At 61.1% G+C, this 21294-nt stretch carries 16 protein-coding genes and 1 pseudogene; 5 read left to right on the top strand and 12 right to left on the bottom strand.

The features are described from left to right. Positions 1-3: 3 nt before the first annotated feature. The 3 genes from AQ621_RS15160 (at position 4) to AQ621_RS15150 (ending at position 3002) form a co-directional block, all read left to right on the top strand. Positions 4-762, top strand: coding sequence for an SDR family NAD(P)-dependent oxidoreductase (locus tag AQ621_RS15160; RefSeq protein ID WP_058342104.1), 759 nt, complete (start codon positions 4-6; stop codon positions 760-762). 284 nt (positions 763-1046) lie between these two features. Next, positions 1047-2183: a DcaP family trimeric outer membrane transporter gene (locus tag AQ621_RS15155; RefSeq protein WP_058342103.1), complete on the top strand. Its 1137-nt coding sequence runs from the start codon at positions 1047-1049 to the stop codon at positions 2181-2183. A gap of 51 nt (positions 2184-2234) precedes the next feature. Beyond that, positions 2235-3002, top strand: a complete 768-nt coding sequence (locus AQ621_RS15150) for an IclR family transcriptional regulator domain-containing protein (RefSeq protein WP_158499536.1) — start codon at positions 2235-2237, stop codon at positions 3000-3002. A 22-nt stretch (positions 3003-3024) separates the two neighbouring features. Here the strand turns inward: AQ621_RS15150 and AQ621_RS15145 are convergent, their stop codons facing one another. From AQ621_RS15145 to folE, 5 genes and pseudogenes are all read right to left on the bottom strand, one after another. Next, on the bottom strand, positions 3025-3348 hold the full coding sequence (locus AQ621_RS15145) for a hypothetical protein (RefSeq protein WP_058342455.1): 324 nt from the start codon (positions 3346-3348) through the stop codon (positions 3025-3027). 51 nt (positions 3349-3399) lie between these two features. Beyond that, a pseudogene (locus AQ621_RS15140) lies at positions 3400-4866 on the bottom strand (putative bifunctional diguanylate cyclase/phosphodiesterase); the annotation flags it as partial. A 323-nt stretch (positions 4867-5189) separates the two neighbouring features. Beyond that, positions 5190-5627 (bottom strand): CoA-binding protein, encoded by a 438-nt coding sequence (locus tag AQ621_RS15135; protein WP_058342101.1) that lies wholly within the window; start codon positions 5625-5627, stop codon positions 5190-5192. After that, positions 5628-6020, bottom strand: a complete 393-nt coding sequence (gene folX / locus AQ621_RS15130) for a dihydroneopterin triphosphate 2'-epimerase (RefSeq protein ID WP_022990348.1) — start codon at positions 6018-6020, stop codon at positions 5628-5630. A 23-nt stretch (positions 6021-6043) separates the two neighbouring features. Further along, positions 6044-6613, bottom strand: coding sequence for a GTP cyclohydrolase I FolE (folE, locus tag AQ621_RS15125; RefSeq protein WP_022990349.1), 570 nt, complete (start codon positions 6611-6613; stop codon positions 6044-6046). Between the two features lie 175 nt (positions 6614-6788). Between folE and AQ621_RS15120 the strand changes: the two genes are divergently transcribed. Further along, entirely contained in the window at positions 6789-7712 is a 924-nt protein-coding gene (locus AQ621_RS15120; protein ID WP_058342100.1) for an alpha/beta fold hydrolase, read from the top strand. Here the strand turns inward: AQ621_RS15120 and AQ621_RS15115 are convergent. Then, positions 7669-8784 carry a GGDEF domain-containing protein gene (locus AQ621_RS15115; protein WP_082641111.1) on the bottom strand — a complete coding sequence of 372 codons (1116 nt, stop codon included), beginning with the start codon at positions 8782-8784 and terminating at the stop codon, positions 7669-7671. The two genes, AQ621_RS15120 and AQ621_RS15115, sit on opposite strands and share 44 nt — an antisense overlap. 147 nt (positions 8785-8931) lie before the next feature. On the opposite strand from AQ621_RS15115, the gene AQ621_RS15110 reads away from it, so the two are divergent. After that, the gene (locus tag AQ621_RS15110) at positions 8932-10014 is read left to right on the top strand and encodes a patatin-like phospholipase family protein (protein ID WP_058342099.1); all 1083 of its coding nucleotides are present in this window, start codon (positions 8932-8934) and stop codon (positions 10012-10014) included. A 12-nt stretch (positions 10015-10026) separates the two neighbouring features. Here AQ621_RS15110 and AQ621_RS15105 read toward each other — a convergent pair whose 3' ends face one another. The 6 genes from AQ621_RS15105 to AQ621_RS15080 form a co-directional block, all read right to left on the bottom strand. Beyond that, positions 10027-10839, bottom strand: a complete 813-nt coding sequence (locus tag AQ621_RS15105; RefSeq protein ID WP_058342098.1) for an iron chelate uptake ABC transporter family permease subunit — start codon at positions 10837-10839, stop codon at positions 10027-10029. Beyond that, positions 10826-11599 (bottom strand): zinc ABC transporter ATP-binding protein ZnuC, encoded by a 774-nt coding sequence (gene znuC, locus AQ621_RS15100; RefSeq protein WP_022990354.1) that lies wholly within the window; start codon positions 11597-11599, stop codon positions 10826-10828. Before znuC ends, AQ621_RS15105 begins: the two co-directional genes overlap by 14 nt. After that, on the bottom strand, positions 11592-12083 hold the full coding sequence (locus AQ621_RS15095) for a Fur family transcriptional regulator (protein ID WP_022990355.1): 492 nt from the start codon (positions 12081-12083) through the stop codon (positions 11592-11594). The genes znuC and AQ621_RS15095 overlap by 8 nt, the downstream gene beginning before the upstream one ends. Before the next feature lie 69 nt (positions 12084-12152). Beyond that, positions 12153-12614, bottom strand: a complete 462-nt coding sequence (locus AQ621_RS15090; protein ID WP_058342097.1) for a chemotaxis protein CheW — start codon at positions 12612-12614, stop codon at positions 12153-12155. Positions 12615-12623: 9 nt separating this feature from the next. Next, the gene (locus AQ621_RS15085; RefSeq protein ID WP_022990357.1) at positions 12624-13676 is read right to left on the bottom strand and encodes a chemotaxis protein CheB; all 1053 of its coding nucleotides are present in this window, start codon (positions 13674-13676) and stop codon (positions 12624-12626) included. Further along, positions 13676-21289 carry an Hpt domain-containing protein gene (locus AQ621_RS15080; protein WP_058342096.1) on the bottom strand — a complete coding sequence of 2538 codons (7614 nt, stop codon included), beginning with the start codon at positions 21287-21289 and terminating at the stop codon, positions 13676-13678. Before AQ621_RS15080 ends, AQ621_RS15085 begins: the two co-directional genes overlap by 1 nt. Between the last annotated feature and the right edge of the window lie 5 nt (positions 21290-21294).

Below are 21294 nucleotides of genomic sequence, written 5' to 3'. Positions count from 1 at the left end.
CGGATGAAACATGATGTTGTGATTGTGTCCGGCGCGGCCGGAGGGATTGGCAGGGCGGTGGCTGAGCGCCTGGCGCGTAAACAGATCTGCCAGCTTGTGCTGTGTGATGTCGACAGCCAGGGGTTGGAATACGTCGTGGAAAGCCTGCCTGGAGCGGGGCACCAGAGCTTCGTTGTGGACGTTGGCTGTGAGGCCTCGGTCAGAGGCCTGTTTGATCGCCTGGAGAGCCAGGGGCTGCAGGCATCGGCGCTGGCAAACTGTTTCGGTATTTCGCCGGTTGGTGAAAACGGTGACCGAATTGGCCTGGATCAGACCTCAGTCGATCTGTGGAACCGGGTATTCCAGGTGAACAGCACGGGGGTTTTTCTGATGTGCCAGGCGTTCCTGAGCCAGAGAGCGATCCGGGACAACAACCTGCCGGCGCGTATCGTGAATGTGTCATCGGCGGCGGCTCAGCTGGGGGGGTACCGATCATGCCCGGCTTACATTGCGAGCAAGGCCGCAGTGATTGCGTTAACCAAGTCGATTGCCCGGGACTATGCCGACTACGGGGTTCTTGCAAACAGTGTTTGCCCCGGGCTGATTGATACCCAGATGTTCCGTCAAGGCTGCCCATCCGACAATGTGGCGTCCCGTGTGCCGGTTGGTCGCCTGGGAGAAGTTGAGGATGTGGCGGGGGCCATCGAGTTTCTGTTGTCACCGGCCGCTTCCTATATCACCGGCGCTTCGATCGACGTGAACGGGGGCTATCGAATGGCCTGAGGAAGTCATTTCGATTCTGAAAAAGCCGACACATCCACCCGCAATAGTTCTTCAATCGTCAGTCTGGCGAGCGTTGTTTCCAACAATGCTCTGCCTTTCTGCTGCCGAATGAAAAGCTATTCCGGATTTAAATATCCCTCTCTCATTGAGTCAGGGTGGATTAATTTGTCGAATTCATTTTTTGATGTTCGTTTTTCTTGGGGGCTATTAATAAAAGGAGGGAAGTTAAAAGAATTGAATCTCTGAATATAAAAATACCTGAATCTACTGTGTTAAGGATAATCATGAAAAATAAAATTAAAAGAGTCGCTGCTCTTATTTCCGTTTCAATGCTTTTATCTGTGCCCGTTGCGAAAGCCGCCAGTTTTGATGTGGAGGGTACGCAGGTCAGTCTGAAAGGCTATGGCAAACTGGATTTTATTTACGACCTAGACGCGAAGCTTGGTAATGCTGCTTCCAACGCCGCTGTTCGGTTGGATGGTGACAAAGGCGCTGACGGTCACTTTGATGCCCATGCCTTCCAGACTCGGCTTGGCATTGGTACAGAGACGCCGACCAATTCCGGGGCTCTGACGACTTACATTGAAGGCGACTTCTGGGGCGGTGGTGGTGGCACACTTCGGCTGAGGCACGCCTACGGTGCTTGGAACGGTATCCTGGCGGGCCAAACCACCACCAACTTTACAAGTTTTCTCGGGTATACGCCTACCATTGATTTTACCGGCCAGGTAGGCCAGGCCAACATTGGTCGTCATGCTCAGTTACGATACACCGTTCAGGGACTCTCCATAGCGCTCGAAGACCCCTCGGGGCTGGGTGGAACAACCTACACGGGGGCGGCCAATCCGGAAGCCAAGAACAGCCTGCCGGATCTGACCCTCCGTTACGAACATTCTGGAGAGCGACTGTCCTATGCTTCTTCGTTGTTGCTGCGCCGACTGGAGGTTTACAACGAAGCAACGGATAATGAAGAGTCTGTCGTTGGTTACGGTGCATCGTTGGCTGCAAAAGTGCAGTTGGCGCCTATGGTGAGTGTTCAGGGGTCGGTCATGTATGGTGAAGGCACGGGAGGTTACCTCTATCTCGGACCGGCTGCGCCTGCCTATGTGGAGCCTGGGAGTGGAGGCGTTGAGGCCATCCCTGCGCTGGGGGTTGCGCTGGGTCTTACCGTAAAGGTGGGGCGCGGCAGTTATAATCTGGCCTACGGGCTTGGAAAAGCCGACTGGGATGATGCTCACCGCGATGGTGTGGTTGAAGCCGATCGGGACAACGAGTACCAGAGCCTTTACCTGAACTACATCTGGTCGCCGGTCAGCCGACTGGATTATGGGGTTGAAGTTTCTCACCACACGCGGGAAGTGGTTGATGGCCGTGATGGTTCTGCAACGCGACTCCAGATGATGGCAAAGTATAGTTTCTGATACCTGATATCAGGCCCCCCGGAAGGGGGGCATTGATCTGGCGGAGTGGTTGTGTATAAAACAGTACAAGGGGTGGAACGGGGGCTAAAAATCCTGGAAACCATCAATGAAATTGGCAGTCGGGCGACATGCCATCAAATTTCGGTGATAACGGGCATTCACCGGACAACTGTCCGCCGTTATCTGGAAACGTTGGTCGCGCTCAACTATATCCAGCGTTCGGCAGACGATACGTTTTTTTACCTGTCACCGAACGTTCGTAAGCTGAGTGATGGTTATCGGCACGAAAGTGTGCACTCTCCAAAGACGCTGGAGCTGATGAACGAGTTGACGGCACATGTCATGTGGCCAGCGGATTTGTCTACCTTCAAACTGGATTCCATGCTGGTTATTGAGTCGACCCACCGTTCGAGCCGGCTGTCGCTGACAACGTCGATGATTGGCAAACGTTTGCCGATGTTGATGACGGCGAGTGGTAAAGCCTATCTGGCGAATTGTTCTGATAAGCAACGAAAGTACATTCTGGATATTCTGAAAAACGGCACGGCACTGGATGCCCGACTGGCCGGGGACGAAACCTACCTGAACAGGGTACTGGCTGAGACACGATGTAAAGGTTATGGGCAGAATTCGGGGGAGTGGGGCGACTACTCCAAGATTGCTTCCATTGCCGTACCCGTCTACGTTCAGGGAGAGCTCTTTGGCAGCCTCAACATCATTTTCCACCGATCATACATGAGCCCTGACGAAGCCGCCGAAAAGTTCTACGGTTATATGTTGGATAAAGCCCGGCTCATTGGTGAAAGCCTGAGAACCTAGGCGCGCTCGCGGACGCTTCAGTTTATTTCGGAGACTTGGTGGTTGCCCGAAGAAACACACCACAAGACTTGCACTGATCAGGCGCCATCAGCTTCGCCTGCCAACCGATCTTCTCGCCACAGGCCGGACACCGAAGCCGAAGTTGAAGCACAACAATCGGCGCCACCAGCAACGCCAGCAACACCCCCAGAGAACCCCAGTCATCGCCGGAAGAAATCCCCAGCTGACTGCTGAACACCAGCACCACAATCAACGCCACAAACGCGAAGACAAAATAATTGCGATTCCACCGCTCCCAGCGGCGAAGTTTCGCATCATGCTCCGGAGTTAGATACCTGGCAGACATAACAAACACCCGAAAAGAATTTACCGGAAGTTTGCAGCCAGCGGCCGGCAATTACAATCGGGAAATGGCCGGCTCGCGGGCGAATGGTGCTTCCACCATGATGGAACTCTCCAGCTCCTCCGGCGGCACCGGATGATTGATCAGGAAACCCTGGGCCAGGTTGCAGTGGTGCCGGCGCAGGAAATTCAGCTGGTCCCGGGTCTCCACACCCTCGGCCACCACCCGGATGCCCAGGTTGTGGGCCAGGTTGATCACCGCCCGGGTAATCACCGCATCATCGTGGCGGCTGGTCACCTCGGTGATAAACGACCGGTCAATCTTCAGCATATCCACCGGGAAATCCCGCAGGTAGCCCAGCGACGAATAGCCCACCCCGAAATCATCAATGGCCAGGTGCACCCCCAGCTGGTGCAACTGGCGTAGCTGATTGAGGTTGTGCTCGATATTCTGGATGAAAATCTCCTCGGTCAGCTCTACCTCCAGCATGGCCGGATCCACCTGCTCGGCCAGCAGCGTGTCCCGGATATGGGCCACCAGGGACTCATCGTCCAGCTCCCGGCCGGACAGGTTGACGGCAATCCGGAGGTTCTCGCAGGGCGTGCCTTTCCAGCGCGCCAGCTGGCGGCAGGCGGCCAGTACCACCCAGCGACCGATCTCGGTAATGCGGCCGCTTTCCTCCGCCAGGGGAATGAACTCACAGGGTGCCAGCAAGCCCCGGCGCGGGTGCTGCCAGCGAATCAGCGCCTCGACGCTGGTCACTTCGTTGGAGTTCAGGTCGAGCTGGGGCTGGTAGTACAGAACGAATTCGTCATTGGCCAGGGCCTGGCTCAGATCCTTGTCCAGTTCCAGCCGCATCACCTCCCGGTCCTGCATGCCTTCCATATAGAACTGATAGGTGTTGCGGCCCTGCTCCTTGGCCCGGTACAGGGCAATGTCGGCGTTGCGCAGCAGGGTGTCGGCATCCAGGCCGCTCTGGGGATACAAGGCCACGCCCATGGTGGCGGTAATGCTGTGGCGCTCGCCCTGAACCTCGAACGGCTCCTGGAAGCACTGGCTGATTTGCCCCAGCAGATGAATGACATCATCGATATCGTCGACCTGTTGCTGGCACACCATGAACTCGTCACCGCCGGAATAGGCCACCAGCACCAGCTCGTCGCTGAGGCGGTTCAGCCGTTCCGACACGCCAATCAGCAGCTCGTCGCCAAACTGGTGGCCGAGGGTATCGTTGAGCATCTGGAAGCGGTCAAGGTCGAGCAGGATCAGCGCTGCCTGGCGCATCTGCCGGTCGGCAATGCCCAGGGTATGGGCCAGGTCTTCCATAAAGAAGCGGCGGTTGGCCAGGCCGGTGAGGGTGTCGGTGGATTCCAGCCGTTCCAGGTCTTTCTGCACGGCTTTGCGCTGGTCGATCTCCCGCTCCAGCTCTTTACGGGTTTTCAGCAGGGCCTGGTTGCGCCGGAGGATGGCCTGGACCAGCACCGTGGTCAGGCTGGTGAGCAGCCCGAGCAGGAACAGGCTGCCGAAGATAATCCGGACGTGACGGCTGTCTTCCTCGATCAGCCCGCTGCGCAGCCAGAAGCCGACGGCCAGGAAGACCATCAGAATTAGCACAGGGAACGCCGGGCTCATCAGAGCACGCACGATCGGTTTCAAGGCTGTGTCATTGCCCGGCATACTTCTCAACCACATGGCTCGGCCAATCTTATGATTATTATGGGACCACGGATCACCCCCCGAAGGGGGTGCGGATACAATCGCTGCAGGCTAGGTTATGACAGGCTGGGCAAACGGGTAACAGTTGTTCGCCCAAACTGTGACAGGCCTCTTGATTCGAGCGGGAATCAGCGGCCGGATGCGGGTGTGGCAATGCCCAGTTTCGGAATTTCCTGCTTCGGGCAGCGGTCCATGACCACTTTAAGCCCTGCGGCTTCCGCCCGGGCAGCACCGTCTTTGTTGATCACGCCAATCTGCAGCCAGAGCACCGGGATTTTCTGTTCGATGGCCTGGTCGATCACCGCATCGGTGCGCTCCGGAGCCAGGAACAGGTCTGCCATGTCGACCGGCTCGGGCAAGGAGGCCAGGTCGGCATACACGGTCTCGCCGAGAATTTCCTGGCCGGCCAGTCTCGGGTTCACCGGAATCACCCGGTAACCGTGGCCTTGCAGGTTTTCCATCACCTCATGGGAGGGGCGGTTGGTTTTCTCGCTGGCGCCCACCAGGGCAATGGTGCGGACGGTCTCGAGAATTTCGCGAATCTGTTCAGCGCTGTTACGGGACATTCAGAGTTCCTTGTGGGTTTCACGACGGGCTTCAAGACAAACAGAAACCGACTCCGCATAGCGTAGCGCATGGGGCTTGTCGATCTCGACACTGGCCCAGTTTACCGCCTTGTGTTCCATCACAATAGCCAGCACTTCGTGGGTCAGCCGCTCCAGCAGGGCAAACCGGTTGCCATCCACGTGGCCGATGATCTGCTTGGTGATGGTGCGGTAATTGAGTGCCGCGGAGATCTCGTTCTGTTCGATGGCCTCGGAGGCATCGTAGGTCAGGCAAACGTTGATCACCACATCCTGCTGGTTGTTGATCTCTTCATCCTTGATGCCGATGTAGGCGCGCAGCAGCAGGTTTTTGATGCGGACACGGGCCAGGTGGTCGCCGGTTACGTTTGCCATGGGTTCTCCTGTCGTACGTGCTGTCAGTGGTTACTGCTGATCAGGTTCAGAAACTCGGTACGGGTTGCCTGGGATTTGCGGAACTGCCCCAGCATCATTGAGGTTTTCATACGGGAGTTCTGCTTCTCGACACCGCGCATCATCATGCACATGTGCTGGGCTTCGATCACCACCGCCACGCCCTTGGCGCCGGTGACGCTTTCCACGGCTTCGGCAATCTGGCGGGTCAGGTTTTCCTGGATCTGTAGCCGGCGGGCGTACATATCCACAATGCGGGCGAACTTGGACAGGCCCAGCACCTTGCCCTGGGGCAGGTAGGCGATGTGGCACTTGCCGATGAAGGGCAGCATGTGGTGCTCACACATGCTGTACAGTTCGATGTCCTGCACCACCACCATTTCGTCCATGGCAGATTCGAACACGGCGTTGTTCACCAGGTCCTGCAGGTCTTGCTGGTAGCCCCGGGTCAGGAACTGCATGGCCTTGGCGGCACGCATGGGGGTGTCTTTCAGTCCTTCGCGTTCGGGGTTCTCGCCCAGGCCGTCAAGGATGGAGTAATAATGACCGGCCAGGTCATCGAGGGGTAGAGTCATAATGGTTTCCGGTAGTCTGTGCCTAACAAGGGCCAAAGCTTAAGGGAATTCGGGCCGTATCTCCATGCTTTACGATACCTCAGCCGGAACAGACCAGTGCGGTGCCGGCCGGGCTATGGCCGTTGCTGGCGCTTTCATCTAAAGTGACAGGCTTGGAATGTGTCAGGGATCTGCCATGGAACAGCTTACGACCGGGGCTGGCGTTTCCGCCGCCGGTAAACAGGACATATCGACCCTGGATGGCTGGCAGCAGGCCGGCAAATGGTTCAGCTACGGCGGCCACGCCATATTCAGCCGCATGGCCGGCCAGGGCGAGCCGCTGGTGTTGCTGCACGGTTTTCCGACCGCCAGCTGGGACTGGAGCCGGGTGTGGCCGATGCTGGCCCGGCACTACAACCTGCTGACCGTGGATATGCTGGGTTTCGGGTTTTCCGACAAGCCCCGCAACTACCGCTACAGCATTGAAGACCAGGCAGACCTGGTTCAGGGCTGGATAGAAGGCCTCGGTTTGCCCGGCATTCACCTGCTGGCCCATGATTACGGTTCCACCGTGGCCCAGGAACTGTTGGCCCGGGACCAGGAAGGCGGCCTTGGCTTTACCGTTGACAGCCTGTGCCTGCTGAACGGCGGCATCTTCCCGGAAGTGCACAACCCCCTGTTAATCCAGCGCGTATTGGGCAGCCCTTTAGGCGGACTGATCAGCCGGGGCCTGACCCGCAGCATGTTCGAGCGCAACTTCTGCCGGCTGTTCGGCTCCCGCAACCCTCCTGGCCAGCAGGAAATGGACGAATTCTGGCACCTGCTGACCTACAACAACGGCCGCGGCATCCTGCATGAGCTGATTCATTTTATGGAGGAGCGTCGGTGCCACCGTAACCGCTGGGTGGGCGCACTGCAGAATGCCCGCCAGCCGATGCGGCTGATCTCGGGCACGGCGGATCCGGTGTCCGGTGCCGGTATGGTTCGGCGTTACCGGGAACTGATTACCGATGCAGATGTGGTCACCCTGAGAAATGTGGGCCATTACCCCCACTTCGAGCAGCCCTGGGATGTGTTTACGGCGTATCGGGCGTTCCGGAAGCAGCCGGGCCTGAGCTGACCGGTTGCAACGGTGCCGGTGACCGCTGCCATGGCTCCGGCTGCACCGGGGGCTGTCGGTTGGCTGGCGCCAGCACCACCTGGTTGCGGCCCCGGGCCTTGGCTTCATACAGCGCCTGGTCGGCGCGGTTGAGCCACACAGACCAGGTTTCACCCCGTTCGACTTCGGCAATGCTGGCGCTGGCGGTTACCCGGATGTCGTCCAGAAATGGCCGGGCGCTGATACTGGTCAGTAATTGCTGGGCCAGGGTATGGGCGTCTTTCTGTCGGGTTTCCGGCAGCACCACCATGAATTCTTCGCCGCCGATGCGGAACAGCTGGTCGTTCTGCCGCAACCGTTTGCGCACCCGGCCGGCCATCTCCTTCAGTACCCGGTCGCCGGCCAGGTGGCCCCACTGGTCGTTGATGTTCTTGAAATAGTCCAGGTCGATCAGCACCAGGCTGGATACCCGTTCATAGCGCTCCCGCATCTGGATCTGGCTGTTCAGCACATCGGCCAGTTGCGAGCGGTTCAGGCAGCCGGTGAGTGGATCGGTGGTGGCCAGCCGGGTCAGTTCCTGCTGCAGACGCCCCACCAGCCAGGCAAAGATCATGGCAAACAGGCAGCTAAGCCCGAGTGAAAAGGTAATGCGCCAGAAGTCCGCCTCGGGGAACTGCAGGAACGACACCACCGCCATAACTGCGACAAAAATGACGTTGCAGACGATAGCTTCCTTGAGGGGGAGCAGGAAGAACAGGGCGATAGCCGCCGGATAGGCCCAGTACAGGCCGGCGTGGCCGTTGATGGCCGTGGAGTAGGCGGCGCAGACGACAGCCAGCAGGGGGAACAGCCGGCCTTTCAGAAAGTAGGTGTTGCGAAACCGCAAAAACAGCAGAACCAGTGCGGCATTGGCGCAGAAGAAGACCAGCAGGGCAGACAGCAACAAATTGCCGTGCTGCCACTGCACCATCACCAGCGGGGCAACGGCAATAAAGGCCCAGAAATGCAGGTGGTACACCAGCTGCCGTCGAAAACCCAGTACCGCCAGGGTAGGGTTGGTGGTTGCCGTCCCCGGCGGGGCAGATTGATTCACCGCTTGCTCCTGCTGCAGTCCTGCTTCCTTGGAAGGTTTTCGATCGAGTCTAGCACGCAGATCCGGCGTGCCAAGGAAAAAGCCGGTTTTCTTGGCTGCTGCAGCCCGGGTTCGTTAAACTCCCCGCACTTCCAGAGGAACAACAGAATGACGGCAATACATATCAAACAGCCGGCGTTGACCATTCGCGTTGGACGGCGGGCACTGAACCGGTTGCAGCAAAAGCCGCTGGGGCCGGAAGACGTACACGTTATTCCCGGTGCTGCCGGTGGCCCGAAAGCCCTGGGCCTCAGCGGCCTGGATAAAGCGATCTTTGGCGACTGGCTGCCCCGGGTGGAACAGGAACGGGCGCTGATCGGCTCGTCGATCGGTAGCTGGCGCTTTGCGGCGGTGGCCTCCTCCGATGACCCCCGGGCCCAGCTGGCAAAGCTGGCGGAGCTTTACACCAGCCAGCGCTTTGCCAAGGGCGTCAGTGCGGCGGAAGTGACCCGCAAGAGCATCCTGTTCCTGGAGGAGTTGCTGGGTGGTCGTGAGGACTACCTGCTCAACCATCCCTGGTACCGCCTGAATGTGGTGGTGGTGCGCAGCCGGGGCTTTCTGGAGCACGACACCCGGGGCCGGCTAGGCCTGGGGCTGATGAGTGCCATCAGTGCCAATATGGTAAGCCGCCGGCATCTGGGCCGTTATATGGAACGGGGCATTCTGCACGATGGCCGGGTACGGGCACCGGTGTCGAAACTGGTGGATTTTCCCAGCCATGAAGTACCCCTGACCCGGGAAAACCTGCTGCCGGCGTTGCTGGCCTCCGCGTCTATTCCGCTGGTGATGTCCGGTGTCCGCAACATTCCGGGTGCGCCGGAGGGGGTGTATCGGGATGGTGGATTGCTGGATTACCACCTGGACCTGCCCTACGAGCAGCCCGGGGTGATTCTCTACCCGCACTTTACCGACAAGGTGGTGCCCGGCTGGTTCGACAAGACCCTGCCCTGGCGCCGGGGAGACGCGACCCGGCTGCAGGATGTGTTGCTGGTGTCACCGTCCCGGGAGTATCTGGACAGCCTGCCGAACCGCAAACTGCCGGACCGCAAGGATTTCGAGAAATACCTGGGCGATGACGAAGGTCGTGAACGGGACTGGCGCAAGGCCATCGCCGAGAGCGACCGGCTGGGTGACGAGTTCCTTGAACTGCTGGAAACCGGTCGCCTGATGGACCGGCTCCAGCCGCTTTGACCGGCGGGTGGCTCAGTGGCTGTTCTTGCGGGCCGCTCCGTAAACCAGCAGGAAGCTCAGGAAGGCGGTAACCACCACCGACGGGCCGGCGGGGGAGTCCAGGTACCAGGACATACTTAACCCGCCGGCAACTGCAATGAAGCCGAACACCACGGCCAGCGCCATCATATGCTCGGGGTTTTTCGCCAGCCGCCGGGCGGTTGCCGCCGGGATCACCAGCAGGGCGGTAATCAGCAGCACCCCGACAATCTTCATGGCGACCGCAATCACCAGCGAGAACATCAGCATCAGTGCCAGCCGCAGGCGCTCCACCGGAACACCTTCCACCCGCGCCAGTTCTTCGTGGATGGTACTCATCAGCAAACCGCGCCAGAGCACGGCCAGCAGGGTCAGTACCACCGCCGCGCCGCCGTAGATCCACAGCAGGTCCTGGCGGCTCATGGCCAGCAGGTCACCAAACAGCAGGCCGGTGAGGTCTACCCGTACTTCCGGCATAAAGCTGAGGGTAACCAGGCCGATGGCCAGGGCCGAGTGCGCCAGGATGCCCAGCAGGGTGTCGGTCGACAGGGCCCGGGTACGGGACAACAGCACCAGCGCCAGGGCGATCACTACACAGGTGATGATCACCGCCAGGTTGAGCGGTACGCTGATCAGAAAGCTCAGGGCAATGCCCAGCAGGGCGGAGTGGGCCAGGGTGTCGCCGAAATAGGCCAGCCGGCGCCAGACCACAAAACAGCCCAACGGCCCGGCCACCAGTGCCACCCCCAGGCCGCCGATCAGGGCTCGCCAGAAGAAATCGCCCAGCACCGCATCAATGATGCTCATGGTTACAGGCTCCCTGATGGCCGGTGCCGGCAACAACGTCGCCGTGCAGGTTATGTTGGTGGTTATGGTGGTGGTGATACACCGCCAGCGATTCCGCCACCTGGTGGCCGAAGGTTTCGATAAAGGCCGGATCGTGGGAAATATCCGCCGGATAGCCGCTGCAGCAGACGTGCTGGTTCAGGCAGATCACCTTGTCGGTGGCAGCCATCACCAGGTGCAAGTCGTGGGAGATCATGATGACGCCGCAGTGCAGTTCGTCCCGCAGCTCTCGGATCAGTTCGTACAGTGCGGCCTGGCCGTTGATGTCCACGCCCTGGGCGGGTTCGTCCAGCACCAGCAGGTCCGGTTTGCGCACCAGCGCCCGGGCCAGCAGTAAGCGCTGTTTTTCGCCGCCAGACAGGTGATGCACCGAGGCCTCCAGCAAATGGCTTACCCCGGTCCGGGCCAGCGCCGCCTCGCACTCTGCCAGCGGCTTGCCGCTGAGCAGCATGAAACGGCGCACGCTCAGGGGCAGGGTGGCTTCCAGGGTCAGGTGCTGGGGCACATAGCCGGTTACCAGCCCCGGGGCCCGTGATACCTTGCCGCTGGTGGCACGCTGCAGGCCGAGTACGGTTTTGATCAGGGTGGTTTTGCCGGCTCCGTTGGGGCCGATGATGGTGATGATGTCGCCCCGGTGTACGGTCAGGCTGACGCGGTTGACCACCAGCCGGTCATCAAACTGAACGGTAACGCCCTCCAGGTTTGCCAGCGCCTCAGTCATGGACTTCTGCTCCCTGGCAACGGGGGCACAGGCCGGAAATTTCCAGGGTGATGTCGTCGGGCCGGAAACCTTCGGCCCGAGCTGCGGCTTCAATCGATTCGCTGACCGTCGGCGCATCCAGTTCCAGCACATTGCCGCACTGGCGGCAGATCAGGAAGGTGCCACGATGGTGTTCGCCGGCATGGGGGCAGCCGATAAAGGCGTTCAGGGAGGCAATCCTGTGTACCAGTCCGTACTGCTGCAGGAAATCCAGGGCCCGGTACACGGTCGGTGGCGCGGCGTTGTGGCCCTCTTCGCCCAGCCTGGCCAGGATATCGTAGGCGCCCAGCGGTTTGTGGGACTGCCAGATAAGTTCCAGCACCCGCTCACGGATGGCCGTCAGGCGGGCATTCTGTTGCCGGCAAATGGTGCGGGCGTCGGCCAGGGCATGGCTGACGCAGGCATCATGGTTGTGGGGGCGGTAGGGGAGCGCGCGTTCGGGCATGGTCCGTGTCCTGCAAAGTTTGCAACATTATAACATTTGCAGGATCGGCTGCCATGGCCCGGGATGGAATCAGTTCCGGGCCTGCACCGCCAGGGATTCCAGGTATTCCAGGTTGGGAATCCAGGCAGCTTCGCCGTCCACGTCTACCAGCATCAGGTCGGCGGGGCCGGGCTCTCCGTCCAGCTTGCGCACTTGGCTTTCATCCAGGCGGGCCTGGCTCGGAATGCCCTGGGTCACCAGGGCCATGAACGGCGCCTTGTTGTGGTCCGGGCCAATGGTGTTGAGCACAATGATACGGCCCCGGTTATCGCCCGGAACCGTGAGCGATCCGCCATTGGCGGCATCGTAGGATATGACCGGCAAGGTCAGTCCGCGCCAGTCCAGAAAACCCACCAGCCAGTCCGGGGTGTTGGCGCCGGCGTCTGTGCTGTTGAAATCCACCACCTCGGCGATGGATACGTTGGGCAGCAGCAAGTGACGGTCGTAGACAGGGATCATGACGCAGGGAAGCGTTTGGCTGTTCTCGTTCATTGTGTGTCCTCAGGCAGAATCCCGTTTTTGCCGGCCCTTGAGCAGGCAATGGTTTTCAATGGTTTTGATCAGTTCGCCGGCGAGCTGGTCCGGTGTGCCGCAGAAGCTGGCGCAGCCGGTGGCAGCGACAGACTCGGGCATCGAACTGTTGCCACAGCTGGCACTGTCCTGGACCCAGATCCGGCTGCCCCGTTTCTTCAGCAGCGGTGCGGCGATGGCGCCGTCGTTGCCCATCCCGGAGAACAGAATCGCGTGGCAGTGCTCGCGGAAGTGGTCGGCCACGTTCAGCAGCACCTGGTCGATAGACGGGCCATAGGGGCCGGGCCAGGGCTTGCCGGTGGCGGTCAGGCTGCCGTCGTCTGCGAACGACCACTCCTGTTCTACCGGCATCAGTACCACATCGCCGTTGCGAACCTTGTAGCCTTCCTCTGCCCGCTTCAGCTGGTAGTGGGCGTGGCGGCCCAGTACCCGGGTCAGCACGCCGGTAAAGTTGTCATCTATATGCTGGGCGTAGACAAAGCCGACCGGCAGGCCGGCCGGCAGGTGGTCCAGAAAGGTTTTCACCGCAGCAGGACCGCCCAGCGAGGCGCCCAGAACCCAGATTTCCTCGGCTACCGAGCCCGGAGCCGCCGGGGTTATCCACTGGGGCAGTTGTGGTGCCTCGGGTGATGGCCGGGCGTGGACTTCCAACTCTTCGATGTCGTTGGCGGAGTCCAGTTTCTCCAGGTGCCCCAGCTGCTTTTCCAGCTTGTTGAGCAGCCGCCTTTCCCAGCGCACATAGTCCTTGGTGCCGGGCTTTGGAGCCTGGTCCATCCCGAACAGAACCGGGGCATCGGTGTGCTCCAGCAGGTGTTCGAACAGCGCCGGGTGGTCGGCTTCGTCTTCCAGGGTTACCAGCCACAGGGCGGCATCGGGAAACCCCGGATAATCCATCAGGCGGTCGGGGCCGCCGGAAAAGCTGACCTCAAGGCCGAACTTGCCGGCAGCCACCTGCAACCGGTGCCGCTGCAACACCACATCGGACACAATGCCGATGCCGGGCCGGCCGTCATGGCCGGTCATTACCCGTTCCCGGTCAGTCGTTTGATGGTGTCAAGCAGCTCGGCTTCCTGGAACGGCTTGCCCAGATATTCGTTGACGCCGATGGCCAGTGCCCGTTCCCGGTGTTTCTCGCCGGTCCGGGAGGTAATCATACAGATGGGCGTCTCTTTCAGGTTTTCGTCGTGGCGCACAAAGCTGGCCACTTCGAAACCGTCCATCCGGGGCATTTCGATATCCAGCAGGATAATGTCCGGACGATGGTCCTGCAGCTGGGCCACCGCATCCAGGCCGTCCTTCGCGAGGATAACCTCCATGCCGTTGCGTTCCAGCAGTCGGGAAGTAACCTTCCGTACGGTAACCGAGTCGTCCACCACCATAACCGTGGTGGTCTGGTCTTCGTAGCGGCCGGCTTCGCGGGCCTTGTCCAGGTTAGCCAGGCGCTGGCGATCAGACAGGATGTCAGAACGGAGCATGGCCGGCAGGTCAAGAATCACCACCACGTTACCGTCACCCAGAATGGTGGCACCGGAAACGCCACGAACCGAGCTGAACTGCGGGCCGAGAGACTTAACCACGATTTCCCGGCTGCCCATCAGGTGGTCAACCTGCAGGGCCAGTGGCTGCTCGGCACCCCGCACCAGGATCACCGGCAGCGGCAGGGCCTGGCCTTGCAGCTTGGGCTGGTGGTCACTGTTCAGCAGGCTGCCCAGGTACTGCAGGCGATATTCCTGGCCGGCGTATTCGTACAGCGGTGCATCCGGCTTGTAGTACTCTTCCAGCTCGTAGGTGCTGACCCGCACGATACCTTCAATGGTGTTGAGCGGGATGGCGTAGAAGTCTTCGCCGGTGGCGACCATCAGGGCCCGGTTAACCGATACCGTGAATGGCAGGCGCACCGTGAAGGTAGTGCCACGCCCCAGGGCCGAATCGATGTCCAGGCTGCCGCCGAGCTGTTTGATTTCGCTGGATACCACGTCCATACCCACGCCTCGGCCGGAAATCTGGGTCACCTGCTGGGCGGTAGAGAAGCCGGGCTGCAGGATGAACTGCAGGACTTCCCGTTCGGTAAGGTCTTCGTCGGCCCGCAACAGGCCCTGGCGAATGGCCTTGTCACGGATCACTTCGGCGGGAATGCCTTTGCCGTCGTCGATCATACGCAGTACCACGTCGCCGCCTTCACGGGTCAGCGAGAGCACCACTTCACCGGTTTCCGGCTTGCCGGCACGGGCCCGGTCTTCGGGGCTTTCAATGCCATGGTCGAGGGCGTTCCGCAGCATGTGTTCCAGCGGCGCAATCATGCGCTCAAGGATGTTGCGGTCCATTTCACCCTCGGCGTTGCGCACGTCGAAGTTGACCTTCTTGCCCAGTTCGTTGCTGATCTGGCGCACAATCCGGCGCAGTCTCGGCACCATGGAGGCAAACGGAATCATCCGGGTCTTCATCAGACCTTCCTGGAGTTCCGTGTTGATCCGGGACTGCTGCACCAGCAGGGTTTCGGTATCCCGTACCCGGTCAGACAGGGTTTCACGCAGGTCTGCAAGGTCAGAAGACGATTCGCTCAGTGCCCGTGACAACTGCTGGATCGAGGAGTAGCGGTCCATTTCCAGCGGGTCGAAGTCGTCGCCGTAATCCGGGCCGTGTTCCTGTTCGGCACGGAACAGGATCTGGGCTTCGGTTTCGATATCCATCCGGCGCAGCTGTTCGCGCAGTCGCTCGATGGTAGCGGCCATTTCCTCAAGGGTGTGGCCGAAGTCGCTGGTCTGCTGTTCCAGGCGGCCACGGGTAATACTGGTTTCACCGGCCAGGTTAACCAGCTCGTCCAGCAACGGTGCCGATACCCGGATGGTTTCCTGGGCGGCACGCTGGGCTTCCGCTGCTTTGTTGCGGGCCTTGGCCGGCTTGGCGGGCGCTGGCGGTTTCGGGGCTTCGGGCACCGAGGTTTCCGGCTCGGCGGCCTGCGGTTCCGGCTGCTCGTGTTCGGGTGCGTCTTCCGCGGGCTGCTCCGGCTGGACCACCGGGCTACCGTCGGCAAAGCGCCGGCGAACGTCGGAGACCAGCTCGATGACGGCGTCGTGGTCCTGGGTGATCTCCTGCCACTGGCTGTCGCCCGGTGCATTGCCGCCCAGGTCAATCAACCGGGTCTCGAAGGCATGGGCCTTGTCGCCCAGCACGCTCAGCTGGGACAGGCGGGCGCCACCTTTGAGGGTATGCAGGGCCCGCTGGGCTTCCTGGTTGTACTGGTGGTTGTTCGGGTCTTTGCGCCAGTCATCGAGCACCTGCTCAAGCTGGTCCATGATCTCGCCGGCTTCTTCCAGGAAGATTTCCAGCACTTCCGGGTCAACCGCATCGGCTTCGTCAGCGGCCGGTTCTGCCGTGGCTGTCGCTTGTTCGCCCTGTTCAGCCGGTTCGGCCTGAACACTGCGGAAGGCTTCAATCAGATCGCTGGCGGCGGCCGGTTTATGGCCGTCTTCCAGGCTGTCGAGCATGCCCTTGAGGCTGGCGGCACCCTGATCGCTGAGCGCCAGCAACGCCTGTTGGTTGTTGCCGCCGGAGAGCAGGGGCTCGAGGCTGTCAGACCAGGCTTCGGCAAGGTCGGCCACCGGGTCGATATCGGACAACCGGGCACCACCCTTGAGGGTGTGCAGCTCCTGCTGCAGGCGGGTCAGAATGGTCAGTTCGTCCGGATCTTCGCGCCACTGGTCCAGGCACTCGGTAATGGCTTCGTGGATTTCCAGGCCTTCATCCAGGAAGATGCCGGCCAGGTCGTCACCGCCCATGGCTTCGAAGGCTTCGGTGAGGTCTTCGTCAGCCTCAAGCCCGGTGTCTGGCATCCAGCCGGTGTCATCCGCTGTGTCTTCGGTAAGGTCTTGTGCCGGTTCCTGCCCTTCGCTGGCCGGTGCCGGTGTTTCACCGCGGAGAATCGCTTCTACCTGCTGAACCAGGTCGTTGGCCGGCGGGCAGGGCTTCTGGGTGGCAACCTGTTCCACCATTTGTGCCAGGCGGTCATGGCAGGCAAACAGCAGGTCGGTCATGTCGTTGCTGGCGGCCAGCTGGCCTTCGGCCACCTTCTCGAACAGGTCTTCCAGAACGTGGGTCAGGTCGCCAATGGCGTCGACACCGGCCATCCGTGCGCCACCCTTCAGGGTGTGTACATCGCGCTGCAGTTCTGCGGCCACGGCCTGGTTCGACGGATCTTCGCTCCAGGTGTGCAGGGCACTGCCGGTGGAGTTGATCAGGTCGTAGGCTTCTTCCAGGAAGATGCCGGTCAGTTCCGGGTCAAGGTCCGACAGGCTAGCCAGGGCATCCTCATCGGCGCTGTCTGTGGCTTCCTCTTCGCTGTCCGCATCGAACGCGGCTTCGGCCTGGGCCAGAATGTCGTCATCAAAGTCGGTTGCCGGTTCGGTGCTGGCTCCGCCATCCCGGGCGCCGTCGATCCAGGCGTGGATATCGGCAATCAGGTCCGGGGCTGCTTCGGGCTGGTTGCCGGCTTCCAGGGTGTCGACCATGTTGGCCAACCGGTCATGGCACCGGAACAGCAGGTCAGACAACGAATCGCTGACGGCAAAACGCTGCTCGGTCAGGCCTTCGAACAGGGTTTCCAGTTCGTGGGACAGGTCGCCGACGGGCGCAATGCCGGCCAGGCGGGCGCCGCCCTTGAGGGTGTGAAGGTCGCGCTGCAACAGGTGCAGGGTATCCAGGTTGCCGGTGTCTTCGCTCCAGGTCTGCAGCGAGGTTGCGGTGCTGTCGACCAGGTCCCGCGCTTCTTCCAGGAAGATGGCAGCGAGTTCGTCGTCCAGTTCGCTGTCTTCGTCGGTGGCAGCTGCCGTTTCGAACGCAGGTTCTTCGCTCAGCCAGCCTTCGCCAGGCGACTCGGGTTCCGGCTGCTCGTCGGGCTGGCCGAGTTCGTCGAGTTCCAGGCTCAGGTCGATTTCGTCGAGATCGCCGGAGAACTGCTGCTCGAATTCCTGCTCCAGCTCGCTCTCGTCTGCCCGGTTCGCGAGGGCGTAGAGTTCGTCGATCAGGTTGTCATTGCTCTCGGTGGCCAGGCCGGCGGCGACCTGGTCCATCAGGTTGATCAGTTGCTCATGGCCGGTGCGCAGGGTGCCGAAGAAGGTATCGCCCGGCTCCAGCTGCGTTTCGGATACCGTGCTGTAGGCCTGGTTCAGCGCAGCGGCCAGTTCGGTAACATCCACCAGGCCGGCTTCCGCCGCGCCGGCAGCCAGTTGTTCCAGCTCTTTCTGCAGGGTCTCCACAGACTGGCGCTGGTCCGGGTGGCGGGACCATTCATCCAGGATGCTCTCGGCATCCAGCACAATGTCCAGGCCCTCGTTCAGGAACAGCTGTACCAGCTGGGACGGTGCCCGGGTATCCGGTTGCAGTTCATCGGCCGGATCGGAGGACTGCAGGGTACGCTGGTACACCTGCTCCAGGCGGGCCAGGTAGTCTTCGGTACCTTCGAGGTCTGCCTGCGGGTTATCCCGGAGCTGGGCCAGGCCGCGGGTCAGGAACTCCTTGGCATCGGCAATCAGTTCCAGTACATCACGGTCTGCCCGCTTGTTCTGGGCACGGGATTCCTTAACAAAGCGTTCCAGCGGGGTGATGACGGCGGCGATGGGGGCAATGCCAGCCGTGTTCGCGCTGCCTTTGAGGGTGTGCAGGGCCCGGGACAGATCGTCGGTGTAGCTGACGGTGGCCTTGTCGCCGGCGGTTGCCAGGTAGTCGTTGATGGTCTGCAGGTGGGTTTCGGTTTCGTTCTCGAAAATTTCCAGCAGGATCGGATCAACGGCGTCTTCATCGTCGTCGTAGTCAGCGGCTTCAGCAGCGCTGTCGGTTTCCTGGACGCCAACGGTTTCAGGTTCAGCCAGTGGTTCGGGTTCCGAGTCGGCCGCCGGCATGGTGCTGGCGTCCGGGATCTCTCCGTTGGCCAGGGCATTGGCGCGGGCTTCAAGGGCCGAGGTATCCAACGCTGCCGGGCGGCGGTTCTCGAAGTCGGAAACCAGGCCGGGCACGGCATCGGTGACATCCTGCAGCAGGCTGGCCACGTCTTCGGTCATGAAGATGCTGCCATCAATGACCCGGTTCAGCATGTTTTCCACAGACCAGGCCAGTTCGCCGATCACACTGGCGCCAACCATGCGGCCGCTGCCTTTGAGGGTGTGGAAGGCCCGGCGTACTTCGGTCAGGGCACTGCGATCGTCGTGCTGGCGCAGCAGCATCGGCAGGTATTCGCGAATGGTATCCAGAACTTCGCCGGCTTCTTCAACGAAGATCTCGAGGATTTCATCGTCGATCAGGTCGTCGGCATCCGCCTCTGTTTCGCCGGTGCTCTCCGGCTGGGCCAGTTCCGGTTCCGCTTCGGGTTCCAGAACCGCGACCGGGGCCGGGGCCTCAGTGACGGTCTCGGTTGCTTCGGTCGCTTCCGTTTCTGCGGTGCCGGTTTCGGTACGGCGGGTGGTGGCCAGGGCTTCGGCCCGGCTGATCAGGCCATCAACATCGCCGGTGTAATCACCCCGGCGGAATTCCTGGATCAGGGACGGAATGCGTGCGTTGACCTCGTCGATCAGGGCGAAGGTGTCGTCATTGAGCTTGAGGGTCTGGTCGATCACCCGGTTCAGCAGGTTTTCCACAGACCAGGCCAGCTCGCCAATGGAGGTGGCTCCCACCATGCGGCCACTGCCCTTGAGGGTGTGGAACGCCCGGCGCACTTCGGTCAGGGCATCCCGGTCGTCGTAATTCTGGCGCAGACGGGGGTAATGCTCGTGGATGGTCTGCAGCACTTCCTCGGCTTCTTCGACGAAGATGCCGAGGATTTCGTCGTCGACCAGGTCCTGGTCGGAGGTCTTGGCTTCCTGGGCCGGCTCTTCGACGGCCGCCCCGGTATCCAGTACCGGCAGTTCGTCCGGCTGGAGTTCCTCTCCGGCTTGCTGCCAGGTGGGTTCCTGGCCGACCGGGAAGCCCAGGCTGGCCAGGCTGTCTTCGGCAACGCGCAGGATAGCGTCGTTCTCGGTGATGCCGTCGGCCAGGCGCTCCAGGTAGTATTCAATGCTGGTTACCGCATCGGCCAGGGTGTCGAGCTGTTTCCAGTCCGGCACCTGTTTGCCGTTGAGCAGAACGTCGGTTACGTAGCGTTCGGCGGAGGCCAGCATGTCGGCGACACGCTCCAGCGGCACCAGCGACAGGCCGCCGCGGATGCTGTGCAGCAACTCAGGAACGTGTTCCACTTCCCGGGTATCCCACTGGGAAGCGATAAAGTTCACAATCGAGGATTTGACCTGTTCCAGGGTGTTGCGGGATTCCCGGATCAGCGCTTCGTTAGCCTCGCCCAGTTCCTGGGAGCCAAGGTGGAATTCGTTGTCGCCGGTGGCTGCCGGTTCGTGGCGATCGCTGTCCAGTCCGGCCAGGCTGGCCTCGACGTAGAGCAGCGCACCGGCGATATCCATCAGGGTGCCGTCGTCGACGGTGTCGCTCTGGGTGCTGAGCTTTTCCACCAGTTCGATCTGGTCAGTAACCACTTTGCGCGGAATGCCCAGGCCGATCACTGCCAGGGTGTTGGCTACCTGGCGCATACCCGGCAGCAGTTCTTCCAGCTCGTCGTTCTGGCGCAGCTCGGCCCGGACAAACAGGTCCAGCTGGTCTTTCAGGCGAGCCAGTTCTTCGTTCAGCGCACTCACCACCGAATGGATGGCGTCCCGACCCGGGCCGGAAACCCGGGTGCGGGCGGCGTCGACATCGCTGTCCGACGGCAGGGCATCATCCAGCTGGTAGGCCTGGCGCAGGGCGCTGACCTGGGGCATGTCCAGGTCCCTGGCGCGGGCGACGTAGTACAGCAGGTGCTTGAACAGGGCTTCGGGTACCGGCTGTTGAAGGATGCTGCTGTGTTCGTCGGTGAGCCTGCGGATTTCCGCGTCCAGCTCCCGCAACAGGGATTTGACCGCAGTGTTGACCGGGTTTGCGCCGCCCTGGAGTGTTTCGATAAAGCCGCTGGCGGCTTTGTAGAGTTCACCCCTCGGGGTTTTCTGGCACAGGCGGATCAGGCGCTGGAGCACCTTCTGCATGTAGTTGAAGTGGGCTGAGAGGCTTTCCTCGCGCACTACGCCGGCCAGGGCAAACTGGTACATCTGCCGCAGTTTGCGCAGGTGGCCGAGAACCTTGGGGTCTTGCAGGCGTTCTGAAACAGCGGCGCTGACCTGCAGCTGTGAGGGGGTCAGGTCAGGCTTGAATAGTGAGGTATCAGACAGCAGTGAATCGCCACGGGCAGCCCGGAGGTCGTTCAGCAGGGGCAGCAGCACCATCGGGAAATCGTCCTGGCTGCTGCCCAGGTGTTCCAGGTATTGCGGCAGCTGCAGGATGGCCTGCATCAGTACTTCAACGGCATCGTCAACGCTGGTGACGGATTCGTTCAGAATGGCCTGGGTCAGTTTCTCCATCTCTTCGGTGAGCAGGGCTGCACCGTAGAGTTCCACCATTTGCAGGGTACCGTGTACCTGGTGGAGGTAGTTCAGGCAGAAGCGCAGGCGTGCGGTGTCGTCGCGATTCTCGACGTACGCTTCCAGTGCATGCTGGCCTTGAGTCAGCGTGTCCTGTATTTCGCCCCGAACCCAGTCGAGGGCGATACTGTCATGGTGATTGCCCATAACCA

This window comes from Marinobacter sp. P4B1, assembly GCF_001447135.1.
Taxonomy (GTDB): domain Bacteria; phylum Pseudomonadota; class Gammaproteobacteria; order Pseudomonadales; family Oleiphilaceae; genus Marinobacter; species Marinobacter vinifirmus.
This window is presented reverse-complemented; position numbering and strand designations above follow the sequence as displayed.